The organism is Pseudonocardia sp. McavD-2-B (assembly GCF_024124365.1).
GTDB lineage: Bacteria > Actinomycetota > Actinomycetes > Mycobacteriales > Pseudonocardiaceae > Pseudonocardia > Pseudonocardia alni.
The window spans coordinates 1-15,702 of sequence record NZ_JAMXSG010000012.1 but is presented as its reverse complement, the minus strand read 5'-3'; the positions used below and the strand labels follow the sequence as shown (position 1 = coordinate 15,702).

At 75.4% G+C, this 15,702-nt stretch carries 15 protein-coding genes and 1 tRNA gene; 9 read left to right on the top strand and 7 right to left on the bottom strand.

The genetic code is table 11. The annotated features are described in order from the left end of the window. Positions 1 to 29: 29 nt before the first annotated feature. Positions 30 to 851, bottom strand: a complete 822-nt coding sequence (locus NH602_RS03485; RefSeq protein WP_073575459.1) for an undecaprenyl-diphosphate phosphatase — start codon at positions 849 to 851, stop codon at positions 30 to 32. Positions 852 to 1,019: 168 nt separating this feature from the next. On the opposite strand from NH602_RS03485, the gene NH602_RS03480 reads away from it, so the two are divergent. Both NH602_RS03480 and NH602_RS03475 read left to right on the top strand, forming a co-directional pair. After that, a complete protein-coding gene (locus NH602_RS03480; protein ID WP_073575460.1) occupies positions 1,020 to 1,967 on the top strand; it encodes an aldo/keto reductase in 948 nt (315 codons plus the stop codon). Positions 1,968 to 2,072: 105 nt separating this feature from the next. Continuing rightward, entirely contained in the window at positions 2,073 to 2,357 is a 285-nt protein-coding gene (locus tag NH602_RS03475) for a DUF5703 family protein (protein WP_062400830.1), read from the top strand. A 13-nt stretch (positions 2,358 to 2,370) separates the two neighbouring features. Here the strand turns inward: NH602_RS03475 and NH602_RS03470 are convergent, their stop codons facing one another. The 3 genes from NH602_RS03470 to NH602_RS03460 all read right to left on the bottom strand — a co-directional run bounded on the left by NH602_RS03470 (position 2,371) and on the right by NH602_RS03460 (position 4,971). Continuing rightward, entirely contained in the window at positions 2,371 to 2,748 is a 378-nt protein-coding gene (locus NH602_RS03470) for a VOC family protein (protein ID WP_073575461.1), read from the bottom strand. Positions 2,749 to 2,793: 45 nt separating this feature from the next. Beyond that, complete coding sequence (locus NH602_RS03465) at positions 2,794 to 3,564, bottom strand: SDR family oxidoreductase (protein WP_073575525.1); 771 nt, start codon at positions 3,562 to 3,564, stop codon at positions 2,794 to 2,796. Between the two features lie 75 nt (positions 3,565 to 3,639). Further along, entirely contained in the window at positions 3,640 to 4,971 is a 1,332-nt protein-coding gene (locus tag NH602_RS03460) for a M20/M25/M40 family metallo-hydrolase (protein WP_100879886.1), read from the bottom strand. A gap of 98 nt (positions 4,972 to 5,069) precedes the next feature. On the opposite strand from NH602_RS03460, the gene NH602_RS03455 reads away from it, so the two are divergent. Then, positions 5,070 to 5,154: transfer RNA gene (locus tag NH602_RS03455), tRNA-Leu, on the top strand. A 120-nt stretch (positions 5,155 to 5,274) separates the two neighbouring features. Here NH602_RS03455 and NH602_RS03450 read toward each other — a convergent pair. Next, the gene (locus NH602_RS03450; protein WP_253067010.1) at positions 5,275 to 6,468 is read right to left on the bottom strand and encodes an MFS transporter; all 1,194 of its coding nucleotides are present in this window, start codon (positions 6,466 to 6,468) and stop codon (positions 5,275 to 5,277) included. A gap of 125 nt (positions 6,469 to 6,593) precedes the next feature. Between NH602_RS03450 and NH602_RS03445 the strand changes: the two genes are divergently transcribed. The 3 genes from NH602_RS03445 to NH602_RS03435 are packed head-to-tail and all read left to right on the top strand — an operon-like array spanning position 6,594 to position 10,459. Then, positions 6,594 to 7,787 carry an aminotransferase gene (locus tag NH602_RS03445; RefSeq protein WP_253067009.1) on the top strand — a complete coding sequence of 398 codons (1,194 nt, stop codon included), beginning with the start codon at positions 6,594 to 6,596 and terminating at the stop codon, positions 7,785 to 7,787. Between the two features lie 51 nt (positions 7,788 to 7,838). Next, positions 7,839 to 9,275 (top strand): MFS transporter, encoded by a 1,437-nt coding sequence (locus NH602_RS03440; RefSeq protein ID WP_100879884.1) that lies wholly within the window; start codon positions 7,839 to 7,841, stop codon positions 9,273 to 9,275. A gap of 56 nt (positions 9,276 to 9,331) precedes the next feature. Next, positions 9,332 to 10,459, top strand: coding sequence for a diguanylate cyclase domain-containing protein (locus NH602_RS03435; protein WP_179760848.1), 1,128 nt, complete (start codon positions 9,332 to 9,334; stop codon positions 10,457 to 10,459). 10 nt (positions 10,460 to 10,469) lie between these two features. Here NH602_RS03435 and NH602_RS03430 read toward each other — a convergent pair whose 3' ends face one another. Further along, positions 10,470 to 12,125 carry an FAD-dependent oxidoreductase gene (locus NH602_RS03430; protein WP_253067008.1) on the bottom strand — a complete coding sequence of 552 codons (1,656 nt, stop codon included), beginning with the start codon at positions 12,123 to 12,125 and terminating at the stop codon, positions 10,470 to 10,472. A gap of 165 nt (positions 12,126 to 12,290) precedes the next feature. Between NH602_RS03430 and NH602_RS03425 the strand changes: the two genes are divergently transcribed. Next, on the top strand, positions 12,291 to 13,445 hold the full coding sequence (locus NH602_RS03425; protein ID WP_253067007.1) for a DegT/DnrJ/EryC1/StrS aminotransferase family protein: 1,155 nt from the start codon (positions 12,291 to 12,293) through the stop codon (positions 13,443 to 13,445). 25 nt (positions 13,446 to 13,470) lie between these two features. Here NH602_RS03425 and NH602_RS03420 read toward each other — a convergent pair whose 3' ends face one another. Then, the gene (locus NH602_RS03420) at positions 13,471 to 14,130 is read right to left on the bottom strand and encodes an ATP-binding protein (RefSeq protein ID WP_179762894.1); all 660 of its coding nucleotides are present in this window, start codon (positions 14,128 to 14,130) and stop codon (positions 13,471 to 13,473) included. A 124-nt stretch (positions 14,131 to 14,254) separates the two neighbouring features. Here NH602_RS03420 and NH602_RS03415 point away from each other — a divergent pair, with 124 nt between their 5' ends. Together NH602_RS03415 and NH602_RS03410 are read left to right on the top strand one after the other, a co-directional pair. Continuing rightward, complete coding sequence (locus NH602_RS03415) at positions 14,255 to 14,851, top strand: sigma-70 family RNA polymerase sigma factor (protein WP_217266888.1); 597 nt, start codon at positions 14,255 to 14,257, stop codon at positions 14,849 to 14,851. Between the two features lie 229 nt (positions 14,852 to 15,080). Then, a partial coding sequence (locus NH602_RS03410; protein ID WP_253067006.1) for a DUF5134 domain-containing protein occupies positions 15,081 to 15,702 on the top strand: 622 nt, incomplete at its 3' end.

Here is a 15,702-nt window from a genome sequence, read left to right as displayed (position 1 = left end):
GCCGACCGAGGCTACGGGAGTGACGGCGGTCAGTACGCGCTGACCGCGCCGAGCGACAGGGCGGCGAGCAGGGCGACACCGAGCGCGATCCGGTAGGCGACGAACACGTAGACGGTGTTGTTCTGCACGAACCGGAGCAGCCAGGCGATCACCGCGTAGCCGACGACGAACGCGACCACCACCGCCACGAGCATCTGCGCCCCGGACGGGCCGTCGCCGGCGAACACGTCGGGCAGCGTGAACAGGCCGGCCCCGAACACCGACGGGATCGCCAGCAGGAACGAGTACCGCACGATCGCGGGCCGGGTCAGCCCCAGGAACAGGCCGGCGGTGATCGTGCCACCGGACCGCGAGACGCCCGGGATCAGCGCCATGGCCTGGGCGAAGCCGAGCAGGATGCCGTCCTTGACGGTGATCCGTTCGACCGGCTTGACCTGCTTGCCGAAGCGCTCGGCCAGGCCGAGCAGGACACCGAACACGATCAGCGTGGTCGCGACCAGCCAGAGGTTCCGGGCGACGCCCTCGATCTGGTCCTTGAACAGCACCCCGAGCACCGCGATCGGGACCGACCCGATGATGACCAGCCAGGCCAGCCGGTAGTCGTCGGTGGCGCGGACCTCGGCGTCGCGGAACCCGCGCACCCAGGTGAGGAACAGGTGCCAGATGTCCTTGGCGAAGTAGACGATCACCGCGGCCTCGGTGCCGAGCTGGGAGACGGCGGTGAACGCCGCCCCCGGGTCCCGGCCGAAACCGACCGCCGAGACGATCCGCAGGTGCGCCGAGGAGGACACCGGGAGGAACTCGGTGAGCCCCTGGACGATCCCGAGGACGACGACCTCGAGCCAGCTCACGACCGACTCCCGTCGCGGCCGCGGGCCGGGGCGCCCCGGTCCGGCGTCGTCCGGTCCTGGCGGCTCGGCTCCTGGATGATCACGGGCCGTCACCGTACTCGCCGAGACGGGGGTCACTCTGCGCGCCCTCACCGGTCCCGCGGGCCCGCGCGCCTAGGCTCGGCGACCGTGCAACGCAGACCGGTGGGCAGCAGCGGCCTCGAGGTGTCGCGGGTCGGCCTGGGCACCATGACCTGGGGCGAGGACACCTCCCCCGCCGATGCCGCGGACCAGCTGCGCGCGTTCGTCGACGTCGGCGGGACCCTCGTCGAGACCGCCGAGGACTACGGCGGCGGCGCCGCCCAGCAGGTGCTCGGCGGGCTGCTGCGGGGCACCGTGCGTCGCGACGACGTCGTCCTCGCCGGACGCGGCACGGCCGCCCCCGACGCGGGTGAACGGGCCTCGCGGACCGCGCTGCTGCGCTCACTGGACCGCACGCTGCGCCGGCTGGGCACCGGGCACCTGGACCTGTGGCAGTTCCCCGGCTGGGACCCCCGGGTGCCGCTGGACGAGACGCTGTCCGCGGTGCAGGTCGCCGTCTACTCCGGACGGGTGCGCTACGCCGGGCTGGTCGCCCCGGCCGGCTGGCAGCTGGCGACCGTCGCGGGTGGCGCCACCGCCGGGCCCGACCCGGCCGTCTGCCGTCCGGTGTCGGCGCAGGTGGAGTACTCGCTGCTCGCCCGGGAGCCGGAGGCCGAGCTCCTGCCCGCCGCCCGGTACCACGGCCTCGGGCTGCTGGCCTGGGCCCCGCTGGGCCGGGGGGTGCTCACGGGCAAGTACACCGACGGCACCCCGGCGGACTCGCGGGGCGCGAGCGCGCTGCTGGCCTCGTACGTGGAGGCGCGCCGCACCGAGCACTCGGCACGGATCGTCCAGTCGGTCCTCACCGCCGCCGACGGGCTCGGCACCTCACCGCTGTCGGTGGCGCTGACCTGGGTGCGGGACCGCCCGGGGGTGGCCTCGGCCGTCGTCGGGGCGCGGGACGCGGCCCAGCTGCGGGCCTCGCTCGCAGCCGAGGACCTCGTGCTGCCCGCCGAGATCCGCACCGCGCTCGACGACGTGAGCGACCCCGTCTGAGCCTCCCCCGCCGGCCCGGGTGCCCTTTACAGTGGGAATGCCCGACGCGACACCCACCGTTCACCCGGTGGGCACCGACGAGCACGGCACGACCGGGAGGCACGCATGACCGAGGGCGCTGGGAACGGGTCGGAGGACTCCGCCGCCGGGAATCGGGTGGCCGGGACTCGGGACGGCGACGGCTGGACCGACGACCGGTACGAGTACCGCCCGGTCCGCATCGAGGGGGACGTCTCCCGGCTGACGGCGTCGGTGCGGCTGGCGATCCAGGCCGAGTTCTCCGGCTGGGAGCTGTCCCGGCTGCGCCTCTACCCCGGCGGCGTGCGCAAGATCGTGCTGCGACGACGGCTCGGCGCCCAGCAGGGCCTGCTGCCCGAGCCCACCTTCTGACGGTCCCCGCCCGTCAGCCGCCGTAGGGCACCGTGATGAGCTCCAGGCGGTGCCCGGACGGGTCGTCGAAGTACACGCCCCGGCCGCCGTCGTGGGTGTTGATCTCGCCGGGACGGCTCCCGCCGGGGTCTGCCCAGTACTGCCGGCCGCGGGCGGTGATCCGGGCGAACGCGGCGTCGAACTCGTCGTCGGAGACCAGGAACGCGTAGTGCTGCGGGACGATCGTCGCCGGGTCGGCGTCCATGAAGTCCAGGTCGACGCCGTTGGCGACACGCACGACCCGGAACGGCCCGAACGACGTCGGCTCGGGCAGTCCCAGGATCTCGGCGAGGTACGCCGCCCCGGCGCGCTTGTCACGGGAGTGGACGATGGTGTGGTTCAGCTCGGCCATGCGCCCAGGATGTGACCTGCACCGCGGTTCAGGTCAAGACCCCTCTCAGGCGTCCTGCCAGCCGACGTCCGGCGGCGTGCCCGCCCCGCGCGGGCTGGGCACCCCCCGGAAGCCGTAGGGCGCGGGCTCGCGGCCGGGCTGCACGTACCAGCACTCCCCCGGCTCGCCCCGCTCCAGGATCTGCTCGACGGCCGCGGCGACGTCGTCGGCCCCCAGCAGCGGGAAGTCGCCGAACTGGGCGCGGACGTTGCCGATCAGCGGGGTGTCGGCGAACCCGGGACACACGGCGGTGACCCGGATGCCCTCCCCCGCCAGCGCCGGGCCCGCGGCCCGGACGTAGCCGACGACGGCGTGCTTGGTCGCGGTGTAGAGCGCGTCGCCGGGCAGGCCGATCAGCCCGGCCAGCGACGCGGTCGCCACCACGTGCCCGCCCCCGGCGCGGCGCAGCGCCGGGACGGCGGCGTTGAGCCCGAACACCACGTGGTCGAGGTTCACGCCGAGGATGCGCCGGTAGCCGTCCAGGTCGAGGTCGGTGACGCCGGACTGGCCCGCCGTGATGCCGGCGTTGAGCAGCACGATGTCGAGCCGCCCGAAACGCTCCTCGGCCGCGGCCACCGCGGCGGCCATCGCCGCGGGGTCGGTGACGTCGGCCGCGTGGGCGAGCCCACCGGCCCTCTCCGCGACGGCCGCGGCGCCGTCGGCGTCCCGGTCGACGACCACGACCTGCGCACCTGCCGCCACCAGCCGGTCGACCGCGGCCGCGCCGATGCCCGACGCGCCTCCGGTGACCAGGGCGACCTTGCCCGAGAGATCCATGCCGCCACCCTGCCACCCGGCGGCCGGTGCCGTCACGGAGCGGGGTGCCGGGCCCGGCCGGGCCCGGCGTCCCCGTCACACCGTGCGCAGGAAGCGGTCGAGCACCCGGGTGCCGAACCTCAGCGCGTCCACCGGCACCCGCTCGTCGATGCCGTGGAACAGCGACGCGAAGTCCAGCTCCGGGGGGAGCCGCAGCGGCGCGAAGCCGTAGCACTTCATGCCCAGCGTCGAGAACGCCTTCGCGTCGGTCCCCCCGGACAGCATGTACGGGACGATCTCGGCGGTCGGGTCCTCGGTGCGCAGCGCGGCCTGCATCGCGTCGGTCAGTGCACCCTCGAACGGCGTCTCGACGGCGGGCAGGTCGGTGACCCACTCGCGCTCGACGTCCGGGCCGAGCAGCTCGTCGACCTCGCGCAGGAACGCCTCCTCGCGGCCCGGCAGCACCCGGCAGTCGACGACCGCCTCGGCCGTCGACGGGATGACGTTGGCCTTGTACCCGGCGTCGAGCATCGTCGGGTTCGCGGTGTCCCGGACCGTCGCGCCGATGATCCGCGAGATCGGGCCGAGCTTGGCCAGTGCGCCCTCGAGGTCGTCCTCCGGGTACTCGACGCCGGTCAGCTCGGTCATCCGGTCCAGGAACGCCTGCACCGTGTCGGTGATCGTGAGCGGGAACGTGTGGTTCCCGAGCCGGGCGACGGCCTCGGCCAGGATGGTGACGGCGTTGTCGTCGTGCAGGAACGAGCCGTGGCCGGGCTTGCCCCTGGCCCGCAGCCGCATCCAGGCGATGCCCTTCTCCGCGGCCTCGATCAGGTAGGCCCGCTGGTCCTCACCGAGGGTCAGCGAGAACCCGCCGACCTCTCCGACGGCCTCGGTGCACCCCTCGAAGAGATCGGGCCGGTGCTCGACCAGCCACTGCGCGCCCCACTTCCCGCCGGCCTCCTCGTCGGCGACGAAGGCCCACACGATGTCCCGCGGCGGGACGACGCCCTCACGCTTGAAGCGGCGGGCGACCGCCAGCATCATCGCGTCCATGTCCTTCATGTCGACGGCGCCGCGGCCCCAGACGTAGCCGTCCTGCACGGCCCCGGAGAACGGGTGCACCGACCACTCGCTCGCGTCCGCGGGGACGACGTCGAGGTGGCCGTGCATCAGCAGTGCACCGCGGGAGCGGTCGGCGCCCTCGAGCCGGGCGATCACGTTCATCCGCCCGGGCATACCGGACTCGACCAGCTCGACGTCGTAGCCGACCTCGCGCAGCTTGTCCGCGACGTAGTCGGCCGCCTCGGCCTCACCGACGAGGGTCTCCGGGTCGGCGGTGTTGGTCGTGTCGATCCGGATCAGCTCCGAACACAGCTGCACGACCTCGTCCTCGGCGCTGGTCGGGTCGTCGTTCGCTGAAGCGGTCATGGGCGTCGTTCTACCACCGGCGACGCGTGCCGACCCCGCCGCGACCCGGCCGCGGGCCTCGGCTATGCTTCCTCACGACGCGATCGAGAGATCGCGACGTCCGAGTGGCGGAATGGCAGACGCGCTAGCTTGAGGTGCTAGTCCCCGTATAAGGGGGTGGGGGTTCAAGTCCCCCCTCGGACACACATCCTCCGAAACCGGTCACGGTCCTCCGTGGCCGGTTTCGTGCGTTCCGGGCCCGTCGCCCACGTGTGAGGGAACGTCCCCGTGAACACCCGGGACGGGCACGGCCCCACAGCCGGGTCAGCGCGGATCACGGACCCGGGTGCCGACGGCCAGCACCGCCCCCACCGCCGCGGCCCCGGCGAGCACCGCGAACAGCTGCGGGTAGCCCCCGAGCGGCCCGGCCAGCGCCGCGCCGGCCCACGGCGAGACCGCGACCGCCACCGTCGCGGGTGCCGCCAGCAGCCCGCCGAGCCGCCCGTAGAACCGCGACGGCCACCGGTCCGACACCGCTGTGGCCTGCAGCAGCGTCGTGATCCCGCGGGCCGCGCCGGTCAGCACCGCCGCGCCGACCAGCAGCCACGCCGGGCCGGGCAGCAGTCCCAGCAGCGCGGTCGACGCGGCCAGCGCCGCCAGGACGAGCACCGCCCGTGCCGGTGGGGCCAGCCGTCCCACGACGCGGGTGTAGAGGGCCCGCCCGGCGACCTGCCCGACCCCGCCGAGCCCGAGCGCCCAGGCCGCCGTCTGTACGTCGAGTCCCCGCTCGATGAGCAGCGGCACCTGGTTCACCGCGACCGCGAACCCGCAGAACGTGCCGAGGAACACCGCGGCCACGGTCAGCAGGAACGGGCGGCTGCGCACGATCGCGCCCGGGTCGGCGTGCTCGGGCGGGGCGGGGGCCCCCGGCCACGGGCCGCGCAGCCCGAGCAGGTGCGCAGGGACCGTCACGACCAGCAGGACGGCGGCGAGCACCAGGTAGGTGCCGCGCCAGCCGAACCCGCCGAGCAGCGCCGCCGACAGCGGCGCGAACACCGTGCTGGCCAGGCCGCCGGCCAGGGTGAGCCCGGTCAGCGCGCGCACCCGGTCGCTTCCCCACCAGCGGGTCAGCGCCGCGAACGCGGGCGGGTACAGCGTCGCGGACTGCGCGAGCCCCGCGACCAGCCACGCGGCGAGGAACCACGGCCAGGACGGTGCGACGGCGATCCCGACGACGGCGGGCACCCCCAGCAGCGACCCGGCCGTCATCACCCAGCGCGGGCCCCACCGGTCCAACAGCCGTCCGACGACGATCCCGGCCGGCGCGGACACCCCGAGGCCCGCGGAGAACGCGCCGGTCACCGCGCTCACCGACCAGCCGGTGTCCGCCGAGATCGACGGGGCGAGCACCGGGAACGCGTAGTAGAGGACGCCCCAGCTGGTGATCTCGGTGAGGCACAGGACGAGCAGGACCCGGCGGCGGAACCCCGCGCCGGGCGCCGTCCGGACCTCGACCACCGTGCCACCTCGCAACGCCTGCTGCGGCGACCGTATCCCGAGGGTCGCTGGACCGCCCCGGGCCGCGTCGGCGACGATCGGACCGCAGGACCGACGCAGGACGACCCGGAAGGCGGCATCCGACGGTGCGACTCGACCCCACGACGGCGGCCGGCAGCGACTCCCCCATCGGTGCGGCCCTCGCGCTGGCCGGCGAGCGGGACCCGGCACGGAACGCGACGCACCCGTTGCTGGACCTGTCGCAGGCCGCGCCGCCGTACCCGCCGGCACCCGAGGTCGTCGAGCGCGTCGTCGAGGTCGCACGGGACCCCGGCCTGTCCGGCTACGCGCCGGTGCCGGGCATCCCGCCGTTGCGGCAGGCGATCGCCGACGAGCTGGCCCGCGAGCACGGCGGGGACCTCACGCCCGACGACGTCGTGGTCACCGCGGGCTGCAACCAGGCGTTCGCCGTGGTCGCCGATGCGCTCGCCGGCCCGGGTGACGAGGTGATCTCGCCGCTGCCCTACTACTTCAACCACGACATGTGGCTGCGGATGCGCGGCGTGACGCCGGTGTACCTGGAGCCCGACGCCGACCTGGTCCCGCGCGCCGCCGACGCCGAGGCGCTCCTCACCCCGCGCACCCGGGCGATCGTGCTGGTCACGCCGGGGAACCCGAGCGGGGTGACGGTCCCGCCCGAGGAGATCACCGCGTTCGCCGAGCTGGCCCGACGCCACGACATCGCGCTCGTCCTCGACGAGACCTACCGCTCGTTCCGCCCGGACACGACCGAGCCGTCGCACACGCTGTTCGCCGACCCGGCGTGGCGTTCGACCGTGGTCGGTCTGCACTCCTACTCCAAGGACCTGGCGATCCCGGCGTACCGGGTCGGGTCGGTCGTCGCCGGCCCGGAGCTGCGACGCCAGGTGCTCAAGCTGCTCGACTGCATCGCCATCTGCGCACCGCGGACCGGGCAGGAGGCCGCGGTGGCCGGGCTCACCCTCGCCGGGGTGTGGCGGGCCGACCGGGTCGCGGAGATCGCCCGGCGGCGGGAGTGGGTCGGTGCCGCACTCGCCGACCGCCCGGGCGGGTTCGAGATCGCCGCGCTCGGCGGGTTCTTCGCCTGGGTGCGCCACCCGTTCCCGGACCGCCCGACCCTCGACGTCGTCCGGACACTGCTGCTCGACCACGACACCCTGACCATCCCGGGCACCGCGTTCCTGCCCGACGACCGGCAGATGCTGCGGCTGTCGGTGGGGCGGGTGGACGAGGCGGGCGCGGCGCTGCTGGCCGAGCGGCTCACCGAGGCCGGGCGGCGGGCGGGGGTGGTCACCGGCTGACCCCGAGGCCCGGCGACGGAAGAGACCAGGACGTCCCGGTGTTCGCCGACCATGGACACCGGACTGCGCACCGGCACCGCGGCCGGCCGTTGGGTCATCACGGCCTGCGTGCTCGGCTCGGGCATGGCGATGCTCGACAACACCGTCGTCACGATCGCCCTGCCCCGCATCGCCGAGGACCTCGGCGCCGGATTCGCCGGTCTCCAGTGGACGGTCAACGGCTACACCCTGACCCTGGCCGGGCTGATCCTGCTCGGCGGCTCGCTGGGCGACCGGTTCGGCAGGCGGCGGATCTTCGTGACCGGGGCGGTCTGGTTCGCGCTGGCCTCACTGCTGTGCGGGCTGGCGCCGAGCGTCGAGGTGCTCGCCGCGGCCCGGGCCCTGCAGGGGGTGGGCGGGGCGTTGCTGACCCCGGGCAGCCTGGCACTGATCTCGGCGTCGTTCCACGGGGCGGACCGGGCGGCGGCCATCGGGGCCTGGTCCGGGCTCGGCGGGGTCGCGGGGGCGCTGGGCCCGTTCGTCGGCGGGACGCTCGTGGAGTGGTCGTGGCGGGCGGTGTTCCTGATCAACCTGCCGCTCGCGGCGGTCGTCGTCGCGGTGGCGGTGCGGCACGTGCCCGAGTCGCGTGACCCCGACGCCGCGCACCGGCTCGACGTCCCGGGCAGCGTGCTCGCGGTCGCCGGGCTGGCGTTGCTGACCTGGGCCGGGACGGCGGCCGGCGCCGGTGCATCGCCCGGACTGCAGGTGTGGGGCGCGGGCCTCGCCGGAGTGGCGGCACTCGTGGCGTTCGCGCTGGTCGAACGGCGCAGCCGGTCCCCGCTGGTGCCACCGGAGCTGTTCACCGGCACCGGCGACGCCGGGGACGGGCGCCGGTTCACCGGCGCGAACGTCGTGACCGTCGCCGTCTATGCGGCGCTGGGGCTGCTGTTCGTGCTGCTCGCCGTGCAGCTGCAGATCGTGGCCGGGTTCTCCCCGTTGCTGGCGGGGACCGCGACCCTGCCGGTCACCGTGCTCATGCTGCTGCTGTCGGCCCGCGCCGGACGGCTCGCGACGCGCACGGGCCCGGCACCGCTGGTCACCGGCGGGCTGCTGCTGGCCGCGGCCGGGATGCTGCTGGCGTCGCGGATCGGGCCCGGCGCGACCTGGCTCACCGACGTGCTCCCGGCGACGGCGCTGGTCGGGCTGGGGCTGTCCGCGGCCGTCGCGCCGCTGACCACGGCGGTGCTCGACGCGGCGGCGGACCGGCACGCGGGCGTCGCGTCGGGGGTCAACAACGCGATCGCGCGGGCCGCGGGCCTGCTCGCGGTCGCGGCCGTACCCGCGATCGCGGGGATCCGCGGGGACGCCCCCGCAGACCCGGCGTCGTTCGGGCCGGGGTTCACGAGCGCCATGTGGATCGGATCATCACTCCTCGTGATCGGTGCGGTACTTGCCGCCGCACTGTTACGGGGTGGGACCGAGACTCGCATCACACAGGCAACCGCTTAACCGTTCACACACGTATAACTCTGTGACAAGCGTTACTGCAAATGAGTGAGGCGTGAGTGATCAGTGCCGGGGACTCCACACTCATGCCCGGCGTCGCGCACCGCCCCTCACGGACCGTCACGAAGCCGCTGCTCGACGCGCTCGCCCTGGCGATCGAGGAGTTCGCCCTCGCGCCGTCCCGGGACCGGCCGATGGCGGTCGTCGGGCTCGTCCAGCGGTCGGAGTACCTCCGGCCGGCACTCGGCGTCTGGGACCGGCTCGCCGCCGTGTGCGGGGACGGCGCCGTCGTCGCCACCGTCGGCGACGCCCCCGACGGGCTCCCCGACGGCCTCGGGCACGTCCGTCTCACCGGCGGCGAGGACGCGGCCCGCGAGTGGAGCGTCACCGTCCTGACGCCGCGGTCCGGGGCGACCGTCGTCGCCCACGACCTGGAGGCCGTCGACGGGGCGGCGCGCTCGCTGGAGCGGGGCAGGCTGTTCTCCGCCCGCTGGTCGTTCCGGCACGCCGACGCCCACTCCGAGCTGCTGCGGCTGCGTCACCAGCTCGGCGCGCGGCTCGGCTCGCGGCACACCGGCGGCCTCGACGAGGTGCTCTCCCGGGTCGTCCCCATCCCCGGCACGGCCACCGACCACCGTTACGACGCCGCCGCGGACACCCTCGCCCGTGAGCTGTCGCTGGAACGCCGCCGCGCCGACGCCGCGCAGACCCGGCTCGACGAGCTCGAACCCGGCGCCGAGCGCGACCCGCGCAGCGGGCTGCCGACCCGGGCGTTCCTGGACCGCTGGCTCGACGGGTCCGCCCCGGGCACCCTGCCCCTGGGCCTGGTGCTGTTGCGGGTGCACGGGCTGGGGTCGATGACCCGGCGACACGGGTTCCGTGCCGAGACCGCGGTGCTCCGCGGGATCGCCCGGCTGCTCACCGGGCAGGTCGGGTCCGCCGGGCGGCCGGTGCGCGTCGGGCGCGAGGAATTCCTCCTCCTGCTGCCCGGCGCCGACGTCCGGTCCCTGGCCGCGGCCGCCCAGCGGCTCTGCGAGACCGTCGCCGGGCTGGCGGCGGTGTTCCCGTTCGTCCCGACGCCGTCGCACGCGGTGATCACCCGGACCCGGCGCCGCCCACTTCCCCTCGAGGAGATGTGGGCGGCGCTCGACGACGCCGGGACCGGGGTCACGCTGCTGCGCGGCTGACCGCGCGGGCTCAGCCCCGGACGTCGGCCGCGATCAGCTCCGCGGTCCGGCAGGCCAGCGCGACCAGCGCCAGCGTCGGCCCGACCGCGCCGGCCGACGGGAACACCGCGCTGGAGGCGATGTGCACGTTCGGCGTGCCGTGCACCCGGCACTCCGGGTCCACGACGCCGGTGCGCGGCGAGTCCGACATGCGCAGCAGCCCCATCTGGTGGGTGCCGTCGGTCATGTCCATGTCGTACACGTGCTCCACGTCGGACAGGTCGACGTGGGCGAGCCCGGTCCGCTCCAGCTCCTTGCCGATCAGGGACAGCGACGTCACGATCGCCTCCCGGTCAGCGGCGGAGACCCGGTAGTCGACCCGCAGCCGGTGCTGGCCCAGCGCGTCGCGCTCGCGGTCGAGCGTGACCCGGTTCCCCGGGTCGGGGGTCTGCTCGGCGTCGAACCGCAGCCGGCAGTGCGCGGAGTCCAGCGGCATGAACGACGGCACCCGCCGCTCCCCGGTGATCCGCGGCCGGGCCCACCCACGGGCGAAGCGTGCCACCCGCAGCGGGTCGGCGGCGACGTTGCGCACGTGGTGGCCGATGTCGGTGGTGTGGCTGTACTGGGCGTGCGTCCCGGCGGCCTTGAACCCGGTGCGGAGCTTGCCCAGGCCCCAGTAGGTCAGCGCGAACGTCGACAGCAGCGCGTCGCCGTGCTCGGCGTCCTTCGGGTCGGCGAACCACAGCGCTGCCTTCAGGTTGCCCAGCCGGTGGTCGACCTGGACCTGCGGGGACAGCGAGAGCATCCGGCGGGCGTAGACGCCGTCGTCGGTGGGCAGGTAGCCCAGGCCCAGCGTGCGCCCGGCCGTGGTCAGCCGCAGCCGCCCGACCTCGCCCACCGGGTGGGTCATGTAGTGCCGCCCGACCTGGCCGTACTCGTCGCCGATCCCGGCTCCGGTCCCGGTGCCGCCGTAGCCGTCGGAGGCGAGCAGGATCCGGACCGACTCCAGGCCCCCCGCCGCGACGACGAAGTGCCGCGCCCGGATCCGGATGTCGCATCCCGGCCGCGGGACGACGACGGCCTCGGTCGCGGTGCCCGACACCGGGTCGCGCTCCAGACGGGCGACGGTGGCGTGCAGGAACAGCCGGATCCGCCCCGCCTTCGCCATGTTCTCCACGGTCGGTGCGAACGACGTCGGCGGGCTCCAGCGCCACAGGTCGTCCCAGCGCAGGGTGTCGCTGTGGATCCCGGCTGGGGCAGCCGGGAAGCCCGACTCCGGGGCCGAGTACTCGCAGGCGCCGGCGTCGAGGTGCCGCTGGGCGGCCGGGTACCAGGCGCGCAGCTCCTCGTGCCGGATCGGCCACGCGGCACCGGGCATCCACTCGCGGTCGGAGAAGTCGACGTCGTCGAGCGGGGCGCAGCGCCCGCCCCACACCAGGGAGGTGCCGCCGAGGCGTTTCTGCCGGACGGCGTCGACCGGGTCGTGCTTGCCCCGCCCGGTGATGCCCCGGTAGGTGTCGCGGGCGGTGCGGCTCAGACCCGGGCCGCCACCCTCCAGGACGACGACGCGCAGGCCGCGGTCGGCCAGCTCGGTCGCGGCCGCGGCCCCGGCCGGACCGCTGCCGATCACGCAGACCTCGGCCTCGAAGATGGAGCCGGGGAGCGCGCGCCGGGTGTCGATGAGCATGGAGGGCGGTTCCTTCCGAACGTGGTGCGGTACTGCCACCGATGGTGCCCCGGCTCGGCTGTGAGGACGCTGTGGCTGCTCCCAGCCTCCCGTCGCCGGGGGCGTGCCGACCCGCCCGGTACCGTCGTGTCCGGTTCACACGGTTCGCATCCGGAGGAGCACGGTATGGGACTCGCCGCCATGGCGACGACCGCACGGGGGATGGCCGCGACGGTCCGGGTCCTCGGGCGCGGGGAGCTGGGCCGCTTCACCGGCGGCGACCGCTCGGAGGTCGCACGGTTCGAGTCCGAGCTCGCCGGGTTCCTCGGGACCTCGCACGCACTGGCCGTCAACAGCGGCACCAGCGCCCTGGTCGCGGCGCTCGTCGGCGCCGGGGTCGGCCCCGGCGACGAGGTGCTCCTCCCCGCCTATACCTGGGTGTCGACGGCCGCCGCGGCGCTCGCCGTCGGCGCCGTGCCGGTCCTGGTCGAGGTCGACGCCTCGCTCACGATGGACCCGGCCGACCTCAAGGACCGGATCACCCCGCGCAGCCGGGCGGTGCTGCCGGTGCACATGCTCAACCATGTCGCCGACATGGACGCGATCATGGACGTCGCGGCCGCCCACGACCTCGTGGTGATCGAGGACGCCTGCCAGGCCATCGGCGTCACGTACCGGGGGCGCCCGGCCGGGTCGATCGGCCACGCCGGCGCCTTCAGCTTCAATCAGCACAAGAACATCCGCTCCGGCGAGGGCGGTGCCCTGGTCACCCGGGACCCGAAGCTGTTCGAGCGGGCGTCGATGTACCACGACGTCGGCAGCTACGAACGCGCCGGATTCGCCGGGGCCGACGCGGACCTGATCGTCGGGATCAACCTGCGGATGCCCGAGCTGTCCGCGGCGGTGCTGCGTCCGCAGCTGGCCGGCCTGCGTGCGCAGATCGCCCGGCGCGGGCGGCACCGCGACATCATGCTGTCGGCGCTGTCGGACCGGATCGGGCGCGACCTGGAGCCGGTGCCGCACCACGACCCGGCGCACGCCGCCGGGCTGGCGCTGGCCTTCCCGTCGGCCGAGGCGGCGGCGGAGTTCGGTGCCCGCCGCGGCGTGCACCGGCTCATCGACACCGGCCGGCACGTCTACACGAACTGGCGCTCGCTGCGGGCCCGCAACCCGCTGCACCCCGGGTTCGACCCGTACGCGGCCAACGGCACCGAGATCGACCACGGCCCCGGCGCCTGCCCGCGCACCCTGGAGATCCTGGCCCGGACCTGCGTGGTCGACCTCGCCCCCGAGCTGCCGACGCCGGCGTTCCGGCTGCTCGCCTCCCGCACCGCGGGCTGAGCCGCCCGGCGGGCCCGGCCCGGTCTCAGCCGGCCGGGGCCAGCACGGCCTGCACGTGGCCGTCGCGGGCGACGGTGCCGGTGACCGCGACCGGCACGTCGTGGGCGAACCCCGGCCCGCCGGTGACGAAGGTGTGGAACTCGCCGTTCTCCCCGCACGGGTCGACCCCCGGTGGCAGCGCGGCCAGGAACTCGGCGTCGAACACGGCCCCGGCGAGCCGCGCGGGGACCCGGCCCGGGTCGACGGCGACGACGACCGCCCGCAACCCGGCGTCGAGCATCCCGGCGGCCAGCGCACCGGTCGCCGCGCCCCACAGCGGGAACACCCCGGTGACCCCGGTGCCGTCGAGGACCTCCTCGCGGAACGCACGGACGTCGGCCAGCGCCAGGTCGCCGTGCACCAGCCCGGTGACACCGGACGCGGCGGCCGGCGCGAGCGCGGCCCGCAGCCGGGCCCGGTACTCGCCGTCGGGGCACGACGGCGGCAGCTCCACCCGGTGCAGCGGCAGGCCCAGCGCGTCGGCCTGGGCGGCGACGAGCGCGGCCCCCACGCCGTGCACCGCGATCTCCGCGCCACCGGGCCCTGCCGTGACGGTGCTGAGCAGCCCGGTCACCCGCGCTCCGGCCCGCCGCGCGGCGGCCAGCGCCGTCGCCGCGTCCTTGCCCCCGGACCAGCTGACCCACATGTCGGACCCCCTGCGACGGTAGCGTCCGGACAGCACCGATCCGGTCACACACCGTGCTCCCACCGAGCGGACGGTGACCGGGTCGGGCTTCTGCCCCGCACGGCCGACGGCTACCGTGACCAGCGTGCCCGAACGCCACGACGACGCCACCGTGACGGCGTGGGCGTTGGCCGCGGGTGCCGGTGACACAGCCGCGCTCGCGGAGTTCGTGCGGGCGACCCAGGTCGACGTCCACCGCTTCCTCGTCCACCTCGGCCGCGACGACGCCGAGGACCTCACCCAGGAGACGTTCCTGCGGGCCCTGCGGTCGCTGCCCTCGTTCGCGGGCCGCTCCACCGCGCGCACCTGGCTGCTGTCGGTCGCCCGCCGGGTCGCCGTCGACGCGGTGCGCACCGCGGTCCGCCGGCCCCGCGTGCGGGACCTGGGCGAGGACACCCAGGAGGTGCTGGAGCGCGCGGTGCCCCGCACCGGCGCGCAGGAGGCCGTCCTGCTGCGGACGCTGGTCGACGCGCTGCCCGACGACCGTCGTGAGGCGTTCGTCCTGACCCAGGTCCTGGACCTGGGCTACGCCGAGGCCGCGCAGGTCTGCGGCTGCCCGGTCGGCACCATCCGGTCCCGGGTCGCCCGGGCACGCGAGGACCTGCTGCGCGCGCTCGGCGAGGACGGAACCGGGACCGCCGGGGCGGCCGCGCCCGGCGTACGGCGCGCCGCCCGCCCCTGAGACCGCGCCGCACCCGACGCGTCCCACCGGGCCGCCGCCCCGACCACAGCGGCACCCGACCGTCGCGGCGTCCGGGCTCCGCGCCACCCGACCACCGCCGTCCGACGATCACGACGGGAGTGACCGGCGTCGCACCCACCGGACCGGTACGGGCGGGAACCGGACAGGCCCCACCGGCGACCACTTCCGGCGTGCGCCCCCGCACCTCCCCCGCCCCCGAGGAGTACCTGTGATCTCGTCGTTGCCGCTGGCCTGGGCCCTGACGGCGGTGTTCGCCGCCATCGGGTTCTACGCGCTGACCCGCTGGGCCACCGCGGTCTCGGAGCGTCGCTCCGCCGCGCACCGCACCGCGGAGCTCGCGCACCTGCTGATGAGCGCGGCGATGGTCGTCATGACCTGGACCTGGTACGGCAGCGCCGGGCTGTGGACCCAGATCGTCCTGTTCTCCGTGCTGGGTGTGTTCTTCCTGGTCACCGCGTCACGCGGGGTGCCCTGCGGACCCTCGGGGCGGGTCGCGGGTGCGGCGCACGCACTGATGGCCGCGGCGATGGTCTGGATGCTCGCCGCGATGCCGCTGATCATGGCCTCACCGGCGGAGGCCGCGGGCGGCGGCGGTGCCCACGCCCACCACGGCGGCGGTGCCGCCATGGACATGTCCGGGACGGCCCGCGCGGCGGGCCCGGCCGGGTGGGCGATCGCGGTGACCGTGACGCTGTGCGCGGTGCTCCTGGCCGCCGCCGGGTACTGGGGTGCCCGCGCGCTGAGCCACGACCGCGACGCCGGGGACCCGCTGACGCCCGACGACGCGTCCACGACCGGTGCCGCGACCGACCCGGCCGCCTGCGACTGCG

Excerpts from the sequence above, each read along its gene's own strand:
- NH602_RS03475 (WP_062400830.1), top strand. The coding sequence starts at position 2,073 with ATGACCGAGGGCGCTGGGAACGGGTCGGAGGACTCCGCCGCCGGGAAT.
- NH602_RS03470 (WP_073575461.1), bottom strand. The coding sequence starts at position 2,748 with ATGGCCGAGCTGAACCACACCATCGTCCACTCCCGTGACAAGCGCGCC.
- NH602_RS03465 (WP_073575525.1), bottom strand. The coding sequence starts at position 3,564 with ATGGATCTCTCGGGCAAGGTCGCCCTGGTCACCGGAGGCGCGTCGGGC.
- NH602_RS03460 (WP_100879886.1), bottom strand. The coding sequence starts at position 4,971 with ATGACCGCTTCAGCGAACGACGACCCGACCAGCGCCGAGGACGAGGTC.
- NH602_RS03440 (WP_100879884.1), top strand. The coding sequence starts at position 7,839 with ATGGACACCGGACTGCGCACCGGCACCGCGGCCGGCCGTTGGGTCATC.
- NH602_RS03430 (WP_253067008.1), bottom strand. The coding sequence starts at position 12,125 with ATGCTCATCGACACCCGGCGCGCGCTCCCCGGCTCCATCTTCGAGGCC.
- NH602_RS03425 (WP_253067007.1), top strand. The coding sequence starts at position 12,291 with ATGGGACTCGCCGCCATGGCGACGACCGCACGGGGGATGGCCGCGACG.
- NH602_RS03420 (WP_179762894.1), bottom strand. The coding sequence starts at position 14,130 with ATGTGGGTCAGCTGGTCCGGGGGCAAGGACGCGGCGACGGCGCTGGCC.